Raw genomic sequence first — 18059 nt, forward strand, 5'->3', positions numbered from 1 at the left:
CAATGACAGAAGCCTCCGCCCAGATCAACCATGTGGTAAAGGTGATCAAAGACATCGCGTTCCAGATCAATCTTCTGGCTCTCAATGCAGGGGTAGAAGCAGCGTGGGCCGGTGAAGCCGGCAGAGGCATTTCGGTAGTCGCCTCTGAGGTGCGCGCTCTTGCGCAACGTTCCCAGGAAGCTGTGCAGGAAATCCGTCAGGTTATTGATCAGAACAACCAGAGTGTCGAGGCTGGTGTTGAGCAGATTGGATTGTCCCGAGAAGCACTCGAAGGCCTCATCGCCGAGGTTGAGGTCGCTTCAGGACAAATCTCCGATATCGCGACGGCAGCCGAACAGCAATCGGTCGAGATTGACGAGGTCAATACGGCTATCAGATCCATCGATTCAACGTCTCAAACAAATGCTGCGACGCTTGAAGAAATGACAGCTTCCACCGTGGTATTGAACGAAGATGCAAAAACCTTGGCTGAAGCACTCAGCCAGTTTTATGGTGTCGCCCAGGGAGAGAAGGCAGCAGCCCCGTCAAAGACGGTCTTGCTTGATCGCGGAAATCGAGACAGTTCTGCAGCGCAGTTGAAGAAAGCTGTTTCTGCCGGTGGTGGTGGGACGGTCGACGAAGGCTGGGCAGAATTCTGATCAAATAAGATGCGTGGGTGAGCCTTCTTCCAAGGTGTACTTAAAACTGGTTTTTGAAGGTGGCTGATAAACGTGATGACTGGAACAGTAGAGCCGCAGGGGTAGAACTCTTGACCTCCCGGGTGGGAGTAGAAGACTATACGCTTGATATCTCGACAAAACGGAAAGTCTGGGGATGGGCCACACCCTCTCCTGACTTGGTAGTTAGCTTGATTAACATTCGAGGCGCCGTCCTGCCCCTAGTTGATTTCGCCGGACGTTTGGAGCTGCCGGTGCCGGACGCATGTGATCGTAGTGTCACATTTGTCGTTGAGGTCGCGTAACCGCAGGTAGAACCGATCGTCGATGCGGTTTCAGAAATTATCCTGCCCTCCGCGGATGACATGCAGCCGCCTGAGATAGCCTTCAGAACATATCAGGCCTACGTTCAATCCTTGACAATTTTTGGCGACAGAATGGTGCGTAGTCTTGACTTGTCATTTTTGTTTCCCGCCTTGGCTGAACCAGCACCACGGTTGGCTATATGATGAGATGCTAAAATACGCTCGACCGCTAGTACGCCCTTTGACCTATAGCCCATTGTCGACTTTTGTGGTCGACGATCACGGCTTTGCGTAAAGTACTAAAGATGTTCATTCTTGCCGGTTTTTCGGATATCCACCCATTCAGTATGAACAAAAGAGTTGCCGGGGATGCAGCGGCTATGACCTTGCTGCGACAACGTTTCCCGACTTCTTGCGTGTTTTGACGAGAGATAAGGATTGGCTCGTATTGGCACTTACGGTGTTCAGTTGTGGTGCGCTGCTCAAGTGCGGGCACGCCATTATAGCTGGTCGATCAACCTGACGAGGTGGGTCAACAGTCTTTGCATCGATTTGCACTGTTGCAGTCACCGCTGACGTCGAGTTACAGGTTTGATCTTAAGCATATCTTTGGAGATCACTGATATCTATCTCATAGTGTTTGGTGAGTAGAAAGTCGTGAACAGTGAACCCCAGCCTCAATGCCAAAAACAACAAGCTTGGCTGCCAGCATTGCTCTTCGAGGGTAGGTTCCGCGTTCAAGGAAGAGATCACCATGGCGTTTCAGCCGATATTTGATCTTCAAACCGGCGCTGTGTTTGCCCAGGAAGCGTTAGTGCGCGGCAAGGATGGAAGGGGGGCAGGTGAAATCTTTTCCCACGTCACTGACCACAACCGCTACCAGTTTGATCAAAGATGCCGCACGACCGCAATTGAAGTCGCGACGGAGGCGGGATTGCAGGGTGCGCTATCTATTAATTTCATGCCGAATGCTGTTTATGAGCCGCGCCACTGTATTACTCACACGCTTTGGGCCGCAGACAAATGCAACTTTGACATCGGCAACCTCATTTTTGAATTCACGGAATGCGAGCCGATGCGCGACATTCAGCATATCAAGAACATCGTTGCCACTTACAAACAATTCGGTTTCCGTACGGCGATAGATGATTTTGGGGCTGGATATGCTGGGCTGACTTTGCTGGCCGATGTCATTCCCGATCTGATCAAGCTTGATCGAGGCCTCGTCACAAACATCGACAAAGATCCGGGTCGCCAATCAATTGTGGCCAGCATAACTGCCCTTTGCGGCGATCTCGGGATCGAGGTTATTGCAGAGGGTATCGAAACCGCTGATGAATTTGCGCAGCTTCGCGACCTCGGCATCCAGTATATTCAGGGTTATTATCTGGCAAGGCCCCAGTTTGAACAGCTGCAGACGGAACCGAATATTCCTTTCCTGGCACTCAAAGCGGAAACAGATCCGACGCATGAGATTTTGCGATAACGCAAGCGGTGAAGAACGGGCTTTCCACTTGCAGACATGCACACCCGAACGCCTCAAAGTAGAGAGGGTAAGCGTCCCGACGTTTTCTGATCTTCAAGCGAGCATCCGTTTCCGTCAGAGTATATGCTGCCTCCCACGGCCGGTTTAGCCTGAAACTGTAGATGTTCCCGTTCCGGTCGCGCAAGCCGGACGATAACGCTACTTTTACGCGGTGAACCCGAACCGTTATTTCATCATCGCGATGACTAGGGTTTCCACGGAACGTTTTTTCGGCGTCTGGTTGCTCCTGCGAAAGGGTTGATGAAAATCATCGTCAAAACGTCGTAATCTCCGCGCAGCAGGATGCGGAACGGTGGTATTTTGCACACCCACGGTCAAAGGGATAGCGCGATACGGCCTTGGAACAAAATGCGATAACCTAGAGGGATGCGGTGATACCACCATCAACAAATACTGTCGTTCCATTCACAAAAGACGAGGCGGCCGAGGCGAGAAAGATGCAGGTCCCGACCAGCTCATTCACGTTACCCCAACGACCAGCAGGCGTGCGCTTCTCTAGCCAGGCCGAAAATTCCGGGTCCGCCACGAGGGCCGCATTCAGGGGCGTATCAAAATACCCAGGTGCCAAACCATTGCATTGCAACCCATATTTGGCCCAATCGGTCGCCATGCCTTTGGTCAGATTTGCAACCGCCCCCTTGGTCATGGTGTAGGGCGCGATGCCAGGGCGCGCCAAAGCCGTTTGTACGGAGGCGATATTGATAATCTTGCCCTGCCCGCGTTTGATCATATGGCGCGCGCAGGCCTGGCCGACATGAAAAACACTCGCGATATTGGTCTGCATCAGCCGCTCGAAAGCGTCGGCCGGGAAATCTTCGAGCGGGGTGCGGTGCTGCATGCCTGCGTTGTTCACCAGAATGTCGATGGCCCCTGTCTCAGCCTCAAACCCATCCACGGCCGCGCGCACGGCGTCATGATCCGTGGCGTCGAAAGGCAATACATGTGTCGTGCCCTCAAATTGGGCCTGCGCCGCATTAAGCTTGGCCGTATCGCGCCCGTTCAACACGATCTCGGCACCGGCCGCCTGCAAACCCTTGGCCAGGGCAAAGCCGATCCCTTGCGAAGATCCCGTGATTAGGGCGCGACGCCCGTTCAGATCGAAAAGGCTCAGGCTCATGGGATCTCTCTTTGCGCTCGACGTTAATTTTAATGAAGTTTATGTTAACGATAACAAGCCTTGTCAAGCGAAGCGGTCTTGCCGAAGCGATGCCGCCGATACAAATCAAAAGCCCCGAAGAGGATCCAAAATGAAATCCCTCGTTATTCATGCGCCCCTTGATTTACGGATCGAGGATGCAAATGTGACCGATCCCGGCCCTGGCGAGGTCCAGATCGCGATTGCGGCAGGAGGCATATGCGGCTCTGATCTGCATTACTATCAGCACGGTGGTATCGGCACGATCCGCCTGAGAGAGCCCATGATCCTGGGGCATGAGGTGTCGGGGCATATCACCGCCCTCGGAGACGGTGTCACAAACCTCAAACTCGGGCAGCTTGTCGCTGTATCGCCCTCTCGGCCCTGTCACGCTTGCGTTTATTGCCATGAGGGCAAGCTCAACCACTGCCTGAACATGCGGTTTTACGGCTCCGCGATGCCTTTTCCGCACATTCAGGGGGCGTTTCGCGAAATGCTGGTGGCGGATCAGACGCAATGCGCGCCCGCGGACGGTTTGACGCCGGGGGAGGCCGCGATGGCCGAACCGCTTGCGGTTTGCCTGCACGGCGTACATCAGGCGGGCGATATTTTGGGTAAACGGGTACTGGTGACGGGCTGCGGGCCGATCGGGCTTTTGTGCATTCTGGCGGCGCGACGGGCCGGAGCGGCGGAAATCGTAGCGACTGATCTGACCGATTTTACCTTGCAGATGGCACGCGAAAACGGTGCCGATAGGGTGATCAATGCGCGCGAAGACCCGGAAGGGCTCAAGCCCTATGAGACCGGGAAGGGTACATTTGACGTGTTGTTTGAATGCACGGGCGCGGCCCCTGCCCTCGCGGCGGGCATCGCGGCCCTGCGCCCGCGCGGCATCATCGTGCAACTGGGCCTTGGCGGCGATATGCAACTCCCGGTACAGGCAATCACGGCCAAGGAATTGCAATTGCGGGGATCTTTCCGGTTCCACGAGGAATTCTTCACTGGGATCGCATTGATGCGCAAAGGCCTGATCGACGTCAAACCGCTGATCACGCATACGCTTGATCTGAAGGATGCCGTTAAGGCGTTTGAGGTGGCCGCGGATCGCACACAGGCAATGAAAGCACAGATCGCGTTTTCCTAAGACCCTTTGGGTTTTGAAATTTCGGTGCCCTGGCACCGGGATGTGGTGGATAAAATAGGAGAGGTTTCAGTGTCGTTCTTTGAGGTACACGACCCGGTTTTCGGGCAATATGTGATGGGCAATGCGCCGGTGAAACAGCTGGCGACAGGTTTTGACTGGGTCGAGGGGCCGGTGTGGTTCGGCGATGCGGGGTGTCTGTTGTTTTCCGACATCCCCAACAACAGGATCCTGCGCTGGACACCCGAGGTTGGCGTCACGACCTATCGCGCGCCGTCCAACTACGCTAACGGCCACACCCGCGATCTTCAGGGACGTTTGATCTCCTGCGAACACGGGCTGCGCCGTGTCACGCGCACCGAATTGGACGGCACGATCACGGTGATTGCGGACCGCTATGACGGTAAGCCGTTGAATTCGCCCAATGATACTGTAGTCAAATCCGACGGCTCCATCTGGTTCAGCGACCCGCATTACGGGATCATGACCAATTATGAAGGGTTTGCCTCGGAGCAGGAAAACGCCTGCGTTATCTACCGCGTCGATCCATCCACAGGTGTGATTGCGGTCGTGGTCGATGATATGAATTGCCCCAATGGGCTGGCCTTCTCCCCGGATGAAACGCGGCTCTATGTGGCCGATACGGGCCGTATGTTCACCGATGACGCGCAACATATCCGGGTTTACGATGTGTCGGGTGACACGGTTCAAAACGGGCGACTTTTTCACACCATCGATCCCGGCATTGCCGACGGCATCCGCGTGGATACGGATGGCAACCTGTGGTCCTCGGCGGGTGATGGGGTGCATTGCATTGCGCCGGACGGGCGGCTTTTGGGCAAGGTTCTGGTGCCGGAACTGGTCTCCAACATCTGCTTTGGCGGGCGCTCAAAACACCAGTTGTTCATCACGGCAACGACCAGTGTTTATCGCGTGACGCTGAACCGGACTGGCGTGCAATTCCCATGAACAGCGCGATTGGCCTGATCGGGCTTGGCACCATGGGCGCGGCATTGGCGTTCAACATTGCCGAGAAAGATTTTGACATTGCCGTCTGGAACCGCACGACGCAGGTTGCGCGCGATTTTTCTGGCCTGCAGGGGTTCGCGCGGATGGACGATGCAAGCCAAGATCAACACGGTCCCTGGGCAAGCTAAGAACGCGATATTTGCTTTTTCTGGTGGGGAAGCGCATTAAATCAAAGGTATGAGCGTGAATATTCAACCCCGCGACGATCTGATCGTCTGTCCGCATTGCGATGCGGCCTATACGCTTGCGCGCCCAAGCAATGGGCAACGCGCAGTTTGTCATCGCTGTCATACCGTTTTGATCATGCCACGGCACAAGGCGGGGTTGCAGATCATTGCTCTTTCGATTGCCATCGTGATCCTTATCACGGCGGCGGCGGTCTTTCCGTTTTTGTCGATCTCTGCGGGTGGCGCGCATAATTCGGTTTCGGTCATCGACTCAGCATTGGCGTTCAGCGATGGCCCCTTGGTGGTGCTGGCCCTTGCCACCGCAGCCTTGATCATCTTTATCCCGCTGGCACGCGTGCTGCTGTCGCTTTACGTATTGGTTCCAATCGTCATGGACAAACCCCCCGCCCGCAAGGCGGCCTTTGCCTTTCGTCTGGCCGAGGCGCTGCGTCCCTGGTCAATGGCGGAAATATTTGCGATCGGCTGTGCGGTGGCGCTGGTCAAGATCCACGCACTTGCAGACGTCAGCCTGGGTCCGGCATTCTGGTTGTTCACCATGCTGGTGCTGCTCGTTGTGGTGCAGGATAATTTCTTATGCAGGTGGTCGGTATGGAACGCGCTGAGCAACCCAAAGAAACGATAACCGCCAAAGATCTTGGTGTTGTCGCCTGTACGCGCTGCATGCAGGTCTGGCCGCAGGAAGTCAGGGTTTGCGCGCGCTGCGGGCACCGCCTGGTACTGCGCGACCACAAAAGCCAGCAAAAGGTCTGGGCGCTGTGGCTTGTGGGTCTGATCTGCTACATCCCGGCGAACCTCTATCCCATGCTACAGACACGCACGCTTTTCAGCGTCGATAACTCCACCATTGTCGGCGGGGCCATCGAGTTGATCGAATATGACAGCTACGGGGTCGCCATCATCATCCTGATCGCCAGCGTCATGATCCCCGTGGCCAAATTCCTGGCCATCGCGTTCTTATCGATATCGATCACACGGCCGACTACAATGTCAAAAAACCAGCGCCAATTGCTCTATGAGGTCGTCGAATACATCGGGCGATGGTCGATGATTGACATCTTTGTGGTTGCGATCCTGTCGTCTCTGGTGCAACTCAATGTGCTTGTGGCGATCAACCCCGGTCCGGCCAGTTTGTTTTTTGCCCTGTCGGTGATTTTCACCATGCTATCGGCGCAGGCCTTTGACAGCCGCTTGATCTGGGATGCGCAGCACAACGGAAAAGGACAACCGAAAGAATGACGCAGACTCCTGATCCTGTTCCGATTGATCCGGCGCGCGAGAGCTTTCTGGGGCGCGCTTCGATTGTCTGGGTGATCCCGTTTATTGCACTGGTGACCTCACTGCTGGTTGCCTGGCAATCCTACAGCGATCGTGGCCCGCTGATTTCCATTGAATTTGAGAACGGCACCGGCATTATTGTGGATCAGACGGAGGTACGGTTTCGCGACATCAAGGTGGGCGTTGTCGAAGGCATCGGGTTTTCCGAAGGACTTGAGAGTGTTGTGGCACAGGTGCGGCTGGAAAAGGAAGTGGCACCTTTTGTAGATGCCGGCGCGTCATTCTGGGTTGTACGCCCAGAGCTTTCGGTGCGCGGTATTTCGGGTTTGGACACGGTCATCAGCGGAATTTTCATCGAAGGATCATGGGACGATCAGGTGGGGGCCGCGCGCGAGACATTCAAAGGACTGGAAACGCCCCCACTGTTTCGTCCGGGCAAGGAAGGCTTGCAAATCGCGCTGCGCACGCGGCCCGGCGGTACCCTCACGGACAACAGCCCGATCTTGTTTCGCGGCATTGAGATTGGCCGGGTTGGCACGGCGCGGATTTCGCGCGAAGGCAGCTTCGCCATCGCAGAAGCCATCATCTATGACCCTTACGGGCGGTTGATCACAACGGCTACACGGTTCTGGGACACCTCCGGCTTCAGCGTCTCCATCGGGCCCGCAGGCGCGGAGGTGGACTTTTCCTCCCTGGCCACATTGGTGGGCGGAGGTTTGACCTTTGACACATTTGTATCGGGCGGCGCGCGCGTAACGGATGGCACGGTTTTTGAGGTTTTTGCCGATGGGACAACGGCCAGAAACAGCGTTTTCAACGCCTCCGAAGTCGAGTTGATCGAACTGCGTATCATTTTTGATGATAACATCTCCGGCCTGGCTTTGGGCGCCCCGGTTGAGTTGAGCGGGTTGCGCATTGGTTCGGTACAAAGCCTGTCAGGGATCGTGGATACCGACACATTTGGTGACAACCGGGTACGGCTTGACGTTGTCATCGGCATCCAACCTGCCCTGCTCGGCTTACAGGGCGCTGTGGATTCTGAGGCGGCGCTGAATTTCATCGGCGCGCGGGTGCGCGAGGGTCTGCGCGCCCGTCTTGCCTCGGCCAGCCTCCTGACTGGCGGGTTGAAGGTCGAACTGGTCGAAGTTGACGGCGCCTCCCCCGCCGACATCGTGCTGGTCGAGGGTGAAATTGCCACCATCCCGGCGACAGCGAGCGAAATATCAGATGCGGCGGCAACCGTTGAGGGCGTTTTCACCCGGATCAACCGCCTGCCCATCGAAGAGCTGCTCAACAGCGCCATCGGCTTCATGCAAAGCGCGCAGGCCTTCGTGATGAGCGAGGATCTGCGCGAAATGCCCGAAGACCTGCGCGGCCTTCTGGGAGATGTGCGGGGGCTGGTGACGTCGCAGGAAGTCCGCGATATTCCGATTTCGGTGAATGCAGCCCTGGCGCGGGTCGAAACCCTTTTGGGGCAAATCGAAACCGAACAGGCCGTTAACCGGATCGTTGAAACCATCGAGGCGGCAAAATCTGCCGCAACCTCGGTCAGCGCCTCTGTGGCGGGTGTGCCTGAATTGATCGAAAACCTCAGCGGTGTCGCGGCCAAGGCAGAAGCCATGCCGTTGGAAGAATTGACGGTGCAATTGACCGACCTGTTGGCGTCTGCGGACGCGATATTGGGAACGCCAGCGGCGCAGGAATTGCCCGCCTCGCTTGGGGCCGCGCTCACTGAATTGAACGCGACGCTCAGCGAGCTGCGCGCGGGAGGGGCTGTGGGCAATGTTAACGCGACGCTGCAATCCACGCGCGAAGCGGCGGACGCCGTGGCGCTGTCCAGCAAGGATCTGCCCGGATTGGTGGAGCGGATCACCGAGGTCTTCGACCAAGCCAGCCGAACCATCGAGGGCTACAATCAGGGTGAAGTTATCAGCCGCGATGCGCAGGCTGCCTTGCGTGACATTTCACAGGCTGCGGATGCGCTGACCGCTCTGGCGCGTTTGCTGGAACGAAATCCCAGCGCATTGATCAGGGGGCGATAGCCATGAGTTTCTTTAGACCATTCTGGATGATCCTGGGCGCCGCGCTGCTCGCAGGCTGTGCGAGTTCGCCGGATCGCTATGTCGTGCCCACCTCAGAGGTTGCCCAGCAACAGCGCATCGCTTACCGCTCGGTCGAAATCCGCAAGGTTTCCCTGCCCGCCTATGCGGCCTCGGATGAGATCGCGCAGCTTGGACCGGATGGAAAGCTGACAAGTGTCGGGGGTGTTTTATGGGCGGACACGCCGGAGCGTGCCATTTCGCTGGAACTGTCGCGCAATCTGACCCGGCTGACCGGCGCGCGGGTCGCTGCCGAGCCCTGGCCGTTTGAAACCTTTGCCGATGCGCGTCTAGAGGTGCGTTTCGAGAGCCTCATTGCGCAGGAAGACGGCCAATTCCGCGCGAACGGCCAGTATTTTGTAGCCGCCGAAAACGGACGGGAGCGTGCGGGCCTGTTCGATCTGATGGTCGCCTTTGATCCCGCTGAAGGACCGCAGGCCGTTGCCGCCGCGCGAGGTCAGATCATTCTGGATCTCGCGCGCTTCATTGCCCGCAATGGATTGCGCTGAGCGTCAAACCTAACCAAGCCTTTCACCGAAGGACGCGGGCAGCATTGACACTCACCCGGCGAATTTTCTCCAGCTGACACTGGAGATGTGGCGATTTTATGCCACTCTTTTGATGGCATTTACCGCGCCAAACGAGATGCACTATGGGACGGTAGTGTCGCAAACTTTTGGAGCCCTGTTGCACTTCTCGGCAGTGACGTTCATTGGGCAGCCTTTCGACATCTCATTCAAGGTTTAAACGATTGATCAGTTTCAAAGGCGCGCATTTTCCGAAATCGGTGATCCTATACGCGGTCTATTTCTACGTTCGGTTTGCGGTATCGTATCGGGATCTCGAAGAAATCATGAACGAGTGCGGCGTCGATGTTGATCATGCAACGCTTAATCGATGGGTCGAGAAATATTCTGTCGCCGTTGCCGGTGAGGCGCGTTGTCAGAAGGCGTCGACCGGTCGATCTTGGCGGATGGACGAAACCTATATCAAGGTCAAAGGCCAGTGGACATATCTCTATCGAGCGATAGACAAATACGGCAATACCCTTGATTTCATGCTGTCCGAGCGACGTGATGAGGCGGCAGCAACCGCATTCTTCGCCAAGGTGATCGCCAGTAACGGCTGGCCGGACAAGGTTTTTATCGACAAGAGCGGATCAAACGCGGTCGGTCTGTTCAACATGAATTGCCTGCTGGTGATGCATAACTGGTGTTGGCTGATCGAGATTCTGCAGGTGAAATATCTCAATAATATTATCGAACAGGACCACCGTTTCATAAAAAAGATCACCCGCCCTATGCAGACCTTCAAATCGTTCAATTCAGCCGCGTCCACTCTGGCGGGCATCGAAGTCGCCCACATGATCCGCAAAGGACAATTCGACCGACCAGGGTTGTCCGGCTTCGAACAGTTTGCCGAGCTCGCTGGATAATTGTATCCTAGCGAGGCCCCATCTCGCCTCACGACAAAGTTTGCGACACAACCCTCATAGTGGGTCTTTCATTTTAATGGGCGCGTAAGAAGAATCTTAGCACGGGTCTCCAGGGCGGGTTAAAACTCGCCCCACCCGTCATCTTGAGCTGTTCGGCCGCCTCCGGCGACCGCGGCAACTTTTGATGGTTTGATGTAGGGCTCTTCTGGCTTCCTTTCTAACGAAACAACCTTAGTTTCTTTGAAAATTTCGTCGTCCAAAGATACACCGCGGAAACCACGTAACGTGTTGGCGAGTGTCTCCGCTTCCCCGCTCAAAGCAACCGAGGAGGCGGTCATTTCCTCAAGTGTAGCTGCGTTGGACTGGGAAGAGGAATCAATGGATTGGATTGCGGAATTTACTTCTTTGATGCCCATCGACTGCTGTTCAACAGCCGATGTGATCTCGGAGATCTGACTCGATGCCAGTTCCACTTCGGAAACGATGGATTCAACAGCTGTACGAGACAACCCAACTTGTCGAACACTTTCTTCAACCGTCTTGCTGTTTTGTTCGATGACGTGACTAATTTCCTGAACAGCTTCCTGAGAGCGCTGTGCAAGTGCGCGCACTTCAGAGGCTACTACAGAAAATCCTCGTCCTGCCTCGCCAGCCCGAGCCGCTTCAACGCCCGCATTGAGAGCGAGAAGGTTGATTTGAAAGGCAATGTCCTCAATGACTTTTACGACTCGATTGATCTGTTCAGATGCTTCTGACATTGCCGTGATAGATTCCTCCGTATCGTTAGAAACTTGCTGGGCGCTGCTGGCGTTTTCTTTCACGCGTTGGGTTGCTTCGTTGGCAGTTTTTGCGTTCGCAACAACCTGCTTAACACTTGCAAACAGTTCCTCAACAGCTGCGGAGGTCTCTTCAATTGCCGCGGCACTGTCCTCTGCACGCTTGGCCATCCCGAGCGCGGCTGTTTCCAATTCAGAGGACCCGGATGAAACACTGAAACCACTTTTGGTAATTTGCCCCATAGAAGAGGAAAGTTTAAGTAGTGCTCCGTTGAAATCTTCCTTCATCTTCAGAAACACACCCTGTCGATCACCTTCGATACGAACCCCCAAATTGCCGTCTGCTAGCTCTCCAATACTCTGCACGACATCGTCGATATTGCTTTCCGTCACTTCCAGCAGTCGGTTGATTACTTCAGCCAATACGACCAGATTTTCATCCTTCATGTCTTCAGCCATACGATTGGACAAATCACCTGAAGCCGCCTGACCAATGACATGTTCCATGTCTTTTTGGAAATTCTCCAGCGCCTTCATGCGCGCGCGCTCCAGCTCTGCGACCTCTTCGCGTTCTTTGGCGGCTTGCGCTTCACTTGCGGCACGGGCCTCGCGATCTTTCTCAGCGGCCAGTCTTTCTTTCTCTAACTCCTCAACATCCGCCATTTGCGCCGTTAGGTCACGCGCCTTGCGAGCATTTTCAAGGAAAACAACCATCGCGTTGTTCATTTTACCCAACTCGTGAGTTTTGTCGGTGGGTTCAATCTCAATATCCAGATTGCCCTCGGACACTTCGGTCATAATAGTAATCATTCTTGCCAGACCGGCGGCGATAAGACGACCCACCACAAAGGCAACGATGACACCAACGATTGTGCCGATAGCGACCAAAGCCAAAACCATCGTGATGGATCGTTTGGCCACCTCTGCACCGGCTGGTCCGAGCGTGTTTTGACGATCCACGATGGCGTCCACCGCTGTCGCCACCGCAGCGAGAGCGGCAGGACCTGCTTGATCCATCTGGCCATAAAGACTGTTGCGCTGATTGATCGTCGCGGCTACTTCCTGCTCAAGCTCAGCAAAATGTTCGAGATCTGCAATTGTTGATATCGTCAATTCGCGTCGGCGCGGATTCTCCAGTTCTGACAATAACTGTGTGAGAGCGTCACTGGCTTTGGTCAAATGTTCCTTTGATTGATTGGCATCAGCGTCACTATTGGTCACAAGGAAACGTTCAAAATAGAGGCGTCCAAGTATCAGATCGGTGGAGGCCACCCCGGCGATATGGCTCGCTGCAGGATCATTGTCAGCGTAGGCACTCAGCATGACTTCGGACAATTGTTCGCGGGCCTTTTTGCCAACGACGGCCGCTTCGGCGACAATTGAGTTACGCTGATCCTGCAAAGCGCTGGCCTGTGTCATGGATGTTGCGTAGGTTTCCAGTAACTCAGGTAAGTCAGCAAGAGCTTCCTGTTCAGGGTATCCTTCGAGCGCAGCCACCATGTCCGATTCCAGCTCGAAGATTTCGGCTACGTTGCTTGCAACCTCTGCCGCCTGGGCCTTGTCACCGCTTGCACGGTATTTCAGGGCAGCAATGCGAGCCTCAAAAAGGTCTTCGGCAACATCCGTTGCGATCAAAGTGGTTTTTGCTGTCCCTCGATAATCTACAAAGGTATCAGCCAGTTTGCTTGTCTGCAACGAAGCAACTCCGCCGACAAATAGGATGAGGCAGATCATTGCGCCCATTCCCAGATAGATACGCATTACAACTGACATGGCGATTCCGATTCCTTTTTGATTCTTCGCCTAAAAAGTAAGCAGAAAAGAGTTACCAACCTCTTTCAATTGGCCATTTCCATAAGATTTTAGATGCATACTCTAATTAGAACTCGAACATTCAGTTCATTTTTTGACTGCTTTCCAGTGGCTTGCAAGGATACCCACAGCGCCAAAAGGCTTCGTCGAACTATTGGCTATGCGTTTCGCCTAAAACTGCGGCTCTTAAGTTTGCCATTGAGCTGATCCAGCAAGGGGCGGGCCACTACATTCACCTCATCAAGGCCAAAGAAACGTTGGTTGCGTACTATCGGTACAGGTGGCCGGATCACCACAGAATACGCAGGTGATGGACGAATCGCACTGCAAAGCCAGATAGCGGTACATCGGCATTGCCAGAAAATTTCTTTAGATCGGCATCAATAATGAAATTAAACTTCTGATTTTATTATATATAATATATTGTCCTACATTATATTGATTATGTCATACAATATATTGATTATGTCATACAATATATGTAACGTGAGGTACGTCACTTTAAAAAGGTCCAAACTTGCCCGAATTATTTCCCAAAAAGCCTGGCATTACATCCAGCCCGACAATTGACCCTCTGGTCCACCTCAATGCTGATGGGCAGAAGCGGGATGTGCTTGACGCGCTATCGCTCATGATCGAGCGGGCCGGTCTGGGTATCGGTGACCGGCTCCCGCCCGAAGTCGAGATTGCAAAGAAACTGAATGTGGGCCGCTCGAAGGTGCGCGAAGCCCTGATCGCCTGGCAGAATATGGGCATTGTCACTCGTAACAAAAAAGCCGGGACGCGGCTTGCTGCCGAAGTGTCATCAAAATCCCTTCATATGCCGGTGACGCTGAAGCTGGAGGCCGAAAGCCTGCTGCGAACCCATGCCGTGCGCCGTCCGCTCGAGATTGAAGCGGTGCGCCTTGCGGCGCGGCACGTTACGGCGCAGCAATCAAAGATCATCTTAGCCAGAAGTGCAGAACTAATGGCGGTGTATGAGGCTGGCGAAAACTGGCGTGCTGCGGACCACCGCTTTCATAAAGCAATTCATGATGCTTGTGGAAATCCACTATTCGAACAATTGATCCGACAAATCCAGGATGGCTTTAACGCCATCTACGAAGCACCTTTCGGTCAGCCACATCTTGGGCAGGCAACCATCCCACTACATCCCGGTATTGCAGATGCCATTGCTGATGGTGACGAAAAACAAGCGGTGGCGATCATGGGAACGATTATGGACATAGTTGAAACCGAAGTTCGCCATATGATGGGGGATCAGAATGTCTGAGTCTCAACGCATCGCGACACTTTTGGCCAATGTCTTTGACGACGCGGACGGCTCGATGACGCCGCCGATCGTCCAAACGTCGCTGTTTTCTTTTGACAGCTATCAGGCTTTTGAAGACCGCATGGCAGGTCGCACCAATCAGCCGATTTATACGCGGGTGCAAAACCCCACTGTGGCGGCGTTCGAGAGCTTGATGGCGAAAGCCGAGAGGGGCGAGGCGGCGGTCGCGCTCGCATCGGGCATCGCGGCAATTTCGTCCACCTTGCTGGCATTCGTGAGACCCGGATCCAAAATCGCCTGCGTGGAACATGTATACCCCGACACTTACAAATTCATGGAACGTATCCTGCGCCCATTTGGCGTCGAGATCAGCTATCATACGGCCGCTGCATTCGAAGATGATGAAAACTTGCTTGATGGTGTCGATCTGGCCTTTCTGGAAAGTCCAAGTTCGGTTGTCTTCACTCCCCTGAATTTGCCCCGAGTGACCGAACTCGCCAAACGGCATGGTGCGCTCACAATGATAGATAATTCCTGGGCCAGCCCCGTCTTTCAGCGCCCGCTGACCCTTGGTGTCGATATCGTCATCCACTCGGCCTCGAAATACATTTCGGGCCATTCAGATACAGTTGCAGGCGTTGTGGTGTCCTCCCTGGATCACATCGCCCGCATCCGCGATTTAACCCTGCCGCTTCTGGGTGCTAAGCTTGCACCTTTTGAAGCCTTCTTGCTGACCCGTGGTTTAAGGACGCTGAGCGCGCGGATGATGCAACATCAGGCGACGGCAAACCTGTTTGTTGATCGGTTGGCAACCGTTCCGCAGGTGCGCAAGATCAACAGCCCCGGCGCAAACGAAGTACCCGGCCTGACGGGAAGGTCGGGACTCATGTCCATCGAATTCGATAATACGGTCGATATTCCAAAATTCTCCGATGCTCTGCAATATTTCCGGCTGGGCGTAAGCTGGGGCGGGTTTGAAAGCTTGATATTGCCAGCCCGCGTGGGCCTCGCGCAAGCGGGCGCGCAGAACTCGATGCAGAAATTTGGCGTCTCCCCCAATCTGGTTCGGCTGAACCTTGGATTGGAAGACGCAGAAGACCTTTGGGCCGATTTTGTACAGGCCCTGAGCCAAAGCGCAGCCTGACAGGCAAAAGACGCAGAATTTAACCAACAAGGAAGGAACATCAAATGAAACATCTGCTCTCTGGTTTAACAACCATCGCTCTCTTGATGGGAAGCGGTGCCTACGCCGAAAGAACGCTGAAGCTTGTCGAAGTGATCACAAGCCCGGAACGAACTGAAGTGCTGCAAGGCATCGTAGATGATTTCGAAGCAAACAATGCGGATGTCAAAGTCGAGATTGTCAGCCTCCCTTGGGGGCAGGCGTTTGAAAAACTGGCCACAATGGTTGCGGGCGGGGACGTGCCCGACGTGGTCGAAATGCCCGACACATGGCAGGCGCTTTATGCAGGTTCAGACCAGCTTGTCAGCCTCGGCGACCATGTGGCTGAGTGGGAACACGGCGCGACGCTGACCGAAAAAACAGTCGCGATGGGAAGCCAGGCCGGCGATCTCTATATGATCCCCTACGGCTTTTATCTGCGAGCGATGTTCTACAACAAAAAACTGCTTGCACAAGCCGGTGTTGAAAACCCGCCCACCACAATGGCAGAGTTTAAAGCCGCATCAGCAGCGGTGTCCGAGCTTGAAGGCAAGTCCGGCTATTGCCTGCGTGGTGGCCCCGGCGGCACAAACGGATGGATCATGTTTTCGGCCGCGATGAACGGTACAAACGAGTTCTTCACGCAAGATGGTCAAAGCCGGATCAACGAACCCGGATCCGTCGAAGGTATCCAGTTCATGATCGATATGTATCAGGACGGCAACGCACCAAGAGACAGCGTTAATTGGGGTTTCAACGAAATCGTAGCTGGCTTTTATTCCGGCACCTGCGCTTTTCTTGATCAAGATCCCGATGCGTTGATCGCGATTTCAGAACGGATGCCGGCCGAGGATTTCGCAGTGATCCCAATGCCCGTTGGCCCGTCCGGCAAAGCATTCCCCACCATTGGCTTTGCAGGCTGGTCAATCTTTAAATCGACCGAGCACGAGGACGCGGCGTTCGATCTGGTTGCAGCACTTTCCGCACCGGAGGCGAATGCGACATGGGCAAAGCGTGTCGGTGTCATTCCGATCCACAAAGGTGCTGATCAGGATCCGTTCTTTCAGACCGAGCAGTTCAAAGGCTGGTTCGACACTCTTAACGGTGAGCAATACGTGCCGACCACCATGCCGACCTACCTTGAACAATGGGGCTACTTCGGCAGCACCGTGGTCCTGGAAACAAGCCAGGAAGCTCTGTTGGGTCAGCGCAGCGCGCAAGATCTTGCGGACGAATGGGCCGAACTTCTGACCGCAGAATACGCCAAGTGGCAGGCAAATCAGTGATAGTCCGCACCCGAAAAACCGTCATGCCCGGGGAAACCCGGGCGCGACGCTCGCTGTACTGGCAGTACATGGTGGAGCCATTCCTTTACCTGTCGCCCGCAATCGTCCTCATCGCGACAGTGATGTTAATTCCGCTGACTATCGGCATTTCCTATTCCTTTCAGTCCATTGAGCTTCTGAACCCGTTCAACACCGGTTGGGTCGGCTTCGAGAATTATCAGCAGCTCTGGTCTGACCGCAAATTCTGGATCGCCCTGGAGAACACATTCTGGTGGACATTCTGGTCGATCAGTTTCCAGTTTCTCCTCGGCCTCGGCCTGGCGCTTTTGCTCAACACGGAATTCTTCGGCAAGAAGCTGTTCCAGGCGCTGGTGTTCCTACCCTGGGCCGTGCCGACATTCCTGTCTGCGTTGACCTGGGCCTGGTTGTTTAACCCGGTGATCGGCCCCTTGCCACATTGGATGGCCAGCCTTGGAATTTTATCAGAACCCTACAACATTATGGGCGATCCTGAACTGGCGATGTGGGGGCCGATTGTTGCCAACATCTGGTTCGGCGTGCCTTTCTTTGCCATTACCTTGCTCGCCGCGCTGCAATCCATTCCCGGTGAGCTTTATGAAGCCGCCGAAATTGACGGTGCATCAAGCTGGCAGATATTCACCAAGATTACTCTGCCGTTTCTGGCCCCCATGATCGCAATCACGGTGATGCTGCGCACCATCTGGATCGCGAACTTCGCCGATCTGATCTATGTGATGACGGGAGGCGGACCTGCGAATTCGACGCAGATCGTAAGCTCCTACATCTTTACAACCGCTTTCCGCAAACTCGACTTCGGCTACGCCTCCGCCATTGCTGTGGCGCTTTTAGGCATCCTGATGATCTACGCCGTGGTCCTGCTCTGGCTTCGCAAGAAGCTGGTCAAGATCTAAGGAGAACTC

Annotated in this window: 16 protein-coding genes and 1 pseudogene; 15 read left to right on the plus strand and 2 right to left on the minus strand. The window is 54.7% G+C overall.

What is annotated here, in order from left to right; translation table 11 throughout:
* The first annotated feature begins 2 nt into the window (after nucleotides 1-2).
* The 3 genes from ROLI_RS20705 (at nucleotide 3) to ROLI_RS20710 (ending at nucleotide 2447) form a co-directional block, all read left to right on the plus strand.
* Complete coding sequence (locus ROLI_RS20705) at nucleotides 3-638, plus strand: methyl-accepting chemotaxis protein (RefSeq protein WP_262386667.1); 636 nt, start codon at nucleotides 3-5, stop codon at nucleotides 636-638.
* A gap of 59 nt (nucleotides 639-697) precedes the next feature.
* Nucleotides 698-961, plus strand: a complete 264-nt coding sequence (locus ROLI_RS23890) for a chemotaxis protein CheW (RefSeq protein WP_350340407.1) — start codon at nucleotides 698-700, stop codon at nucleotides 959-961.
* Between the two features lie 664 nt (nucleotides 962-1625).
* Nucleotides 1626-2447: an EAL domain-containing protein gene (locus ROLI_RS20710; RefSeq protein ID WP_222869692.1), complete on the plus strand. Its 822-nt coding sequence runs from the start codon at nucleotides 1626-1628 to the stop codon at nucleotides 2445-2447.
* Nucleotides 2448-2865: 418 nt separating this feature from the next.
* Here the strand turns inward: ROLI_RS20710 and ROLI_RS20715 are convergent, their stop codons facing one another.
* Nucleotides 2866-3624 (minus strand): SDR family oxidoreductase, encoded by a 759-nt coding sequence (locus tag ROLI_RS20715; protein ID WP_187431919.1) that lies wholly within the window; start codon nucleotides 3622-3624, stop codon nucleotides 2866-2868.
* 130 nt (nucleotides 3625-3754) lie between these two features.
* On the opposite strand from ROLI_RS20715, the gene ROLI_RS20720 reads away from it, so the two are divergent.
* The 8 genes and pseudogenes from ROLI_RS20720 to ROLI_RS20755 all read left to right on the plus strand — a co-directional run bounded on the left by ROLI_RS20720 (nucleotide 3755) and on the right by ROLI_RS20755 (nucleotide 10809).
* Entirely contained in the window at nucleotides 3755-4786 is a 1032-nt protein-coding gene (locus ROLI_RS20720; protein ID WP_187431918.1) for an L-idonate 5-dehydrogenase, read from the plus strand.
* A gap of 69 nt (nucleotides 4787-4855) precedes the next feature.
* Nucleotides 4856-5752 (plus strand): SMP-30/gluconolactonase/LRE family protein, encoded by an 897-nt coding sequence (locus ROLI_RS20725; protein ID WP_187431925.1) that lies wholly within the window; start codon nucleotides 4856-4858, stop codon nucleotides 5750-5752.
* Nucleotides 5749-5871: pseudogene (locus ROLI_RS20730) on the plus strand (NAD(P)-binding domain-containing protein); the annotation flags it as partial. The gene ROLI_RS20725 and the pseudogene ROLI_RS20730, both read left to right, overlap by 4 nt.
* A 118-nt stretch (nucleotides 5872-5989) precedes the next feature.
* On the plus strand, nucleotides 5990-6622 hold the full coding sequence (locus tag ROLI_RS20735) for a paraquat-inducible protein A (protein ID WP_187431917.1): 633 nt from the start codon (nucleotides 5990-5992) through the stop codon (nucleotides 6620-6622).
* A complete protein-coding gene (locus ROLI_RS20740; protein WP_262386665.1) occupies nucleotides 6589-7236 on the plus strand; it encodes a paraquat-inducible protein A in 648 nt (215 codons plus the stop codon). Before ROLI_RS20735 ends, ROLI_RS20740 begins: the two co-directional genes overlap by 34 nt.
* Complete coding sequence (locus tag ROLI_RS20745) at nucleotides 7233-9317, plus strand: MlaD family protein (RefSeq protein WP_187431915.1); 2085 nt, start codon at nucleotides 7233-7235, stop codon at nucleotides 9315-9317. Before ROLI_RS20740 ends, ROLI_RS20745 begins: the two co-directional genes overlap by 4 nt.
* Before the next feature lie 2 nt (nucleotides 9318-9319).
* Complete coding sequence (locus ROLI_RS20750; RefSeq protein WP_187431914.1) at nucleotides 9320-9883, plus strand: membrane integrity-associated transporter subunit PqiC; 564 nt, start codon at nucleotides 9320-9322, stop codon at nucleotides 9881-9883.
* Between the two features lie 242 nt (nucleotides 9884-10125).
* Nucleotides 10126-10809 carry an IS6 family transposase gene (locus ROLI_RS20755; RefSeq protein ID WP_338469208.1) on the plus strand — a complete coding sequence of 228 codons (684 nt, stop codon included), beginning with the start codon at nucleotides 10126-10128 and terminating at the stop codon, nucleotides 10807-10809.
* Nucleotides 10810-10928: 119 nt separating this feature from the next.
* On the opposite strand, the gene ROLI_RS20760 is transcribed toward ROLI_RS20755, so the two are convergent.
* On the minus strand, nucleotides 10929-13358 hold the full coding sequence (locus ROLI_RS20760) for a methyl-accepting chemotaxis protein (protein WP_187432212.1): 2430 nt from the start codon (nucleotides 13356-13358) through the stop codon (nucleotides 10929-10931).
* A gap of 556 nt (nucleotides 13359-13914) precedes the next feature.
* Between ROLI_RS20760 and ROLI_RS20765 the strand changes: the two genes are divergently transcribed.
* The 4 genes from ROLI_RS20765 to ROLI_RS20780 are packed head-to-tail and all read left to right on the plus strand — an operon-like array spanning nucleotide 13915 to nucleotide 18050.
* The gene (locus ROLI_RS20765; RefSeq protein WP_262386704.1) at nucleotides 13915-14670 is read left to right on the plus strand and encodes a FadR/GntR family transcriptional regulator; all 756 of its coding nucleotides are present in this window, start codon (nucleotides 13915-13917) and stop codon (nucleotides 14668-14670) included.
* Nucleotides 14663-15814: a PLP-dependent transferase gene (locus ROLI_RS20770; protein ID WP_187432213.1), complete on the plus strand. Its 1152-nt coding sequence runs from the start codon at nucleotides 14663-14665 to the stop codon at nucleotides 15812-15814. The genes ROLI_RS20765 and ROLI_RS20770 overlap by 8 nt, the downstream gene beginning before the upstream one ends.
* A 44-nt stretch (nucleotides 15815-15858) precedes the next feature.
* Nucleotides 15859-17118, plus strand: a complete 1260-nt coding sequence (locus ROLI_RS20775) for a sugar ABC transporter substrate-binding protein (protein WP_187432214.1) — start codon at nucleotides 15859-15861, stop codon at nucleotides 17116-17118.
* Nucleotides 17119-17141: 23 nt separating this feature from the next.
* Nucleotides 17142-18050 carry a carbohydrate ABC transporter permease gene (locus tag ROLI_RS20780; RefSeq protein ID WP_187432215.1) on the plus strand — a complete coding sequence of 303 codons (909 nt, stop codon included), beginning with the start codon at nucleotides 17142-17144 and terminating at the stop codon, nucleotides 18048-18050.
* The last annotated feature ends 9 nt before the right edge of the window (nucleotides 18051-18059 follow it).

The sequence above is a fragment of the Roseobacter fucihabitans genome, from assembly GCF_014337925.2.
Classification (GTDB): domain Bacteria; phylum Pseudomonadota; class Alphaproteobacteria; order Rhodobacterales; family Rhodobacteraceae; genus Roseobacter; species Roseobacter fucihabitans.

Excerpts from the sequence above, each read along its gene's own strand:
- ROLI_RS20705 (WP_262386667.1), top strand. The coding sequence starts at position 3 with ATGACAGAAGCCTCCGCCCAGATCAACCATGTGGTAAAGGTGATCAAA.
- ROLI_RS20715 (WP_187431919.1), bottom strand. The coding sequence starts at position 3,624 with ATGAGCCTGAGCCTTTTCGATCTGAACGGGCGTCGCGCCCTAATCACG.
- ROLI_RS20720 (WP_187431918.1), top strand. The coding sequence starts at position 3,755 with ATGAAATCCCTCGTTATTCATGCGCCCCTTGATTTACGGATCGAGGAT.
- ROLI_RS20735 (WP_187431917.1), top strand. The coding sequence starts at position 5,990 with ATGAGCGTGAATATTCAACCCCGCGACGATCTGATCGTCTGTCCGCAT.
- ROLI_RS20740 (WP_262386665.1), top strand. The coding sequence starts at position 6,589 with ATGGAACGCGCTGAGCAACCCAAAGAAACGATAACCGCCAAAGATCTT.
- ROLI_RS20745 (WP_187431915.1), top strand. The coding sequence starts at position 7,233 with ATGACGCAGACTCCTGATCCTGTTCCGATTGATCCGGCGCGCGAGAGC.
- ROLI_RS20750 (WP_187431914.1), top strand. The coding sequence starts at position 9,320 with ATGAGTTTCTTTAGACCATTCTGGATGATCCTGGGCGCCGCGCTGCTC.
- ROLI_RS20760 (WP_187432212.1), bottom strand. The coding sequence starts at position 13,358 with ATGTCAGTTGTAATGCGTATCTATCTGGGAATGGGCGCAATGATCTGC.
- ROLI_RS20770 (WP_187432213.1), top strand. The coding sequence starts at position 14,663 with ATGTCTGAGTCTCAACGCATCGCGACACTTTTGGCCAATGTCTTTGAC.
- ROLI_RS20775 (WP_187432214.1), top strand. The coding sequence starts at position 15,859 with ATGAAACATCTGCTCTCTGGTTTAACAACCATCGCTCTCTTGATGGGA.
- ROLI_RS20780 (WP_187432215.1), top strand. The coding sequence starts at position 17,142 with ATGCCCGGGGAAACCCGGGCGCGACGCTCGCTGTACTGGCAGTACATG.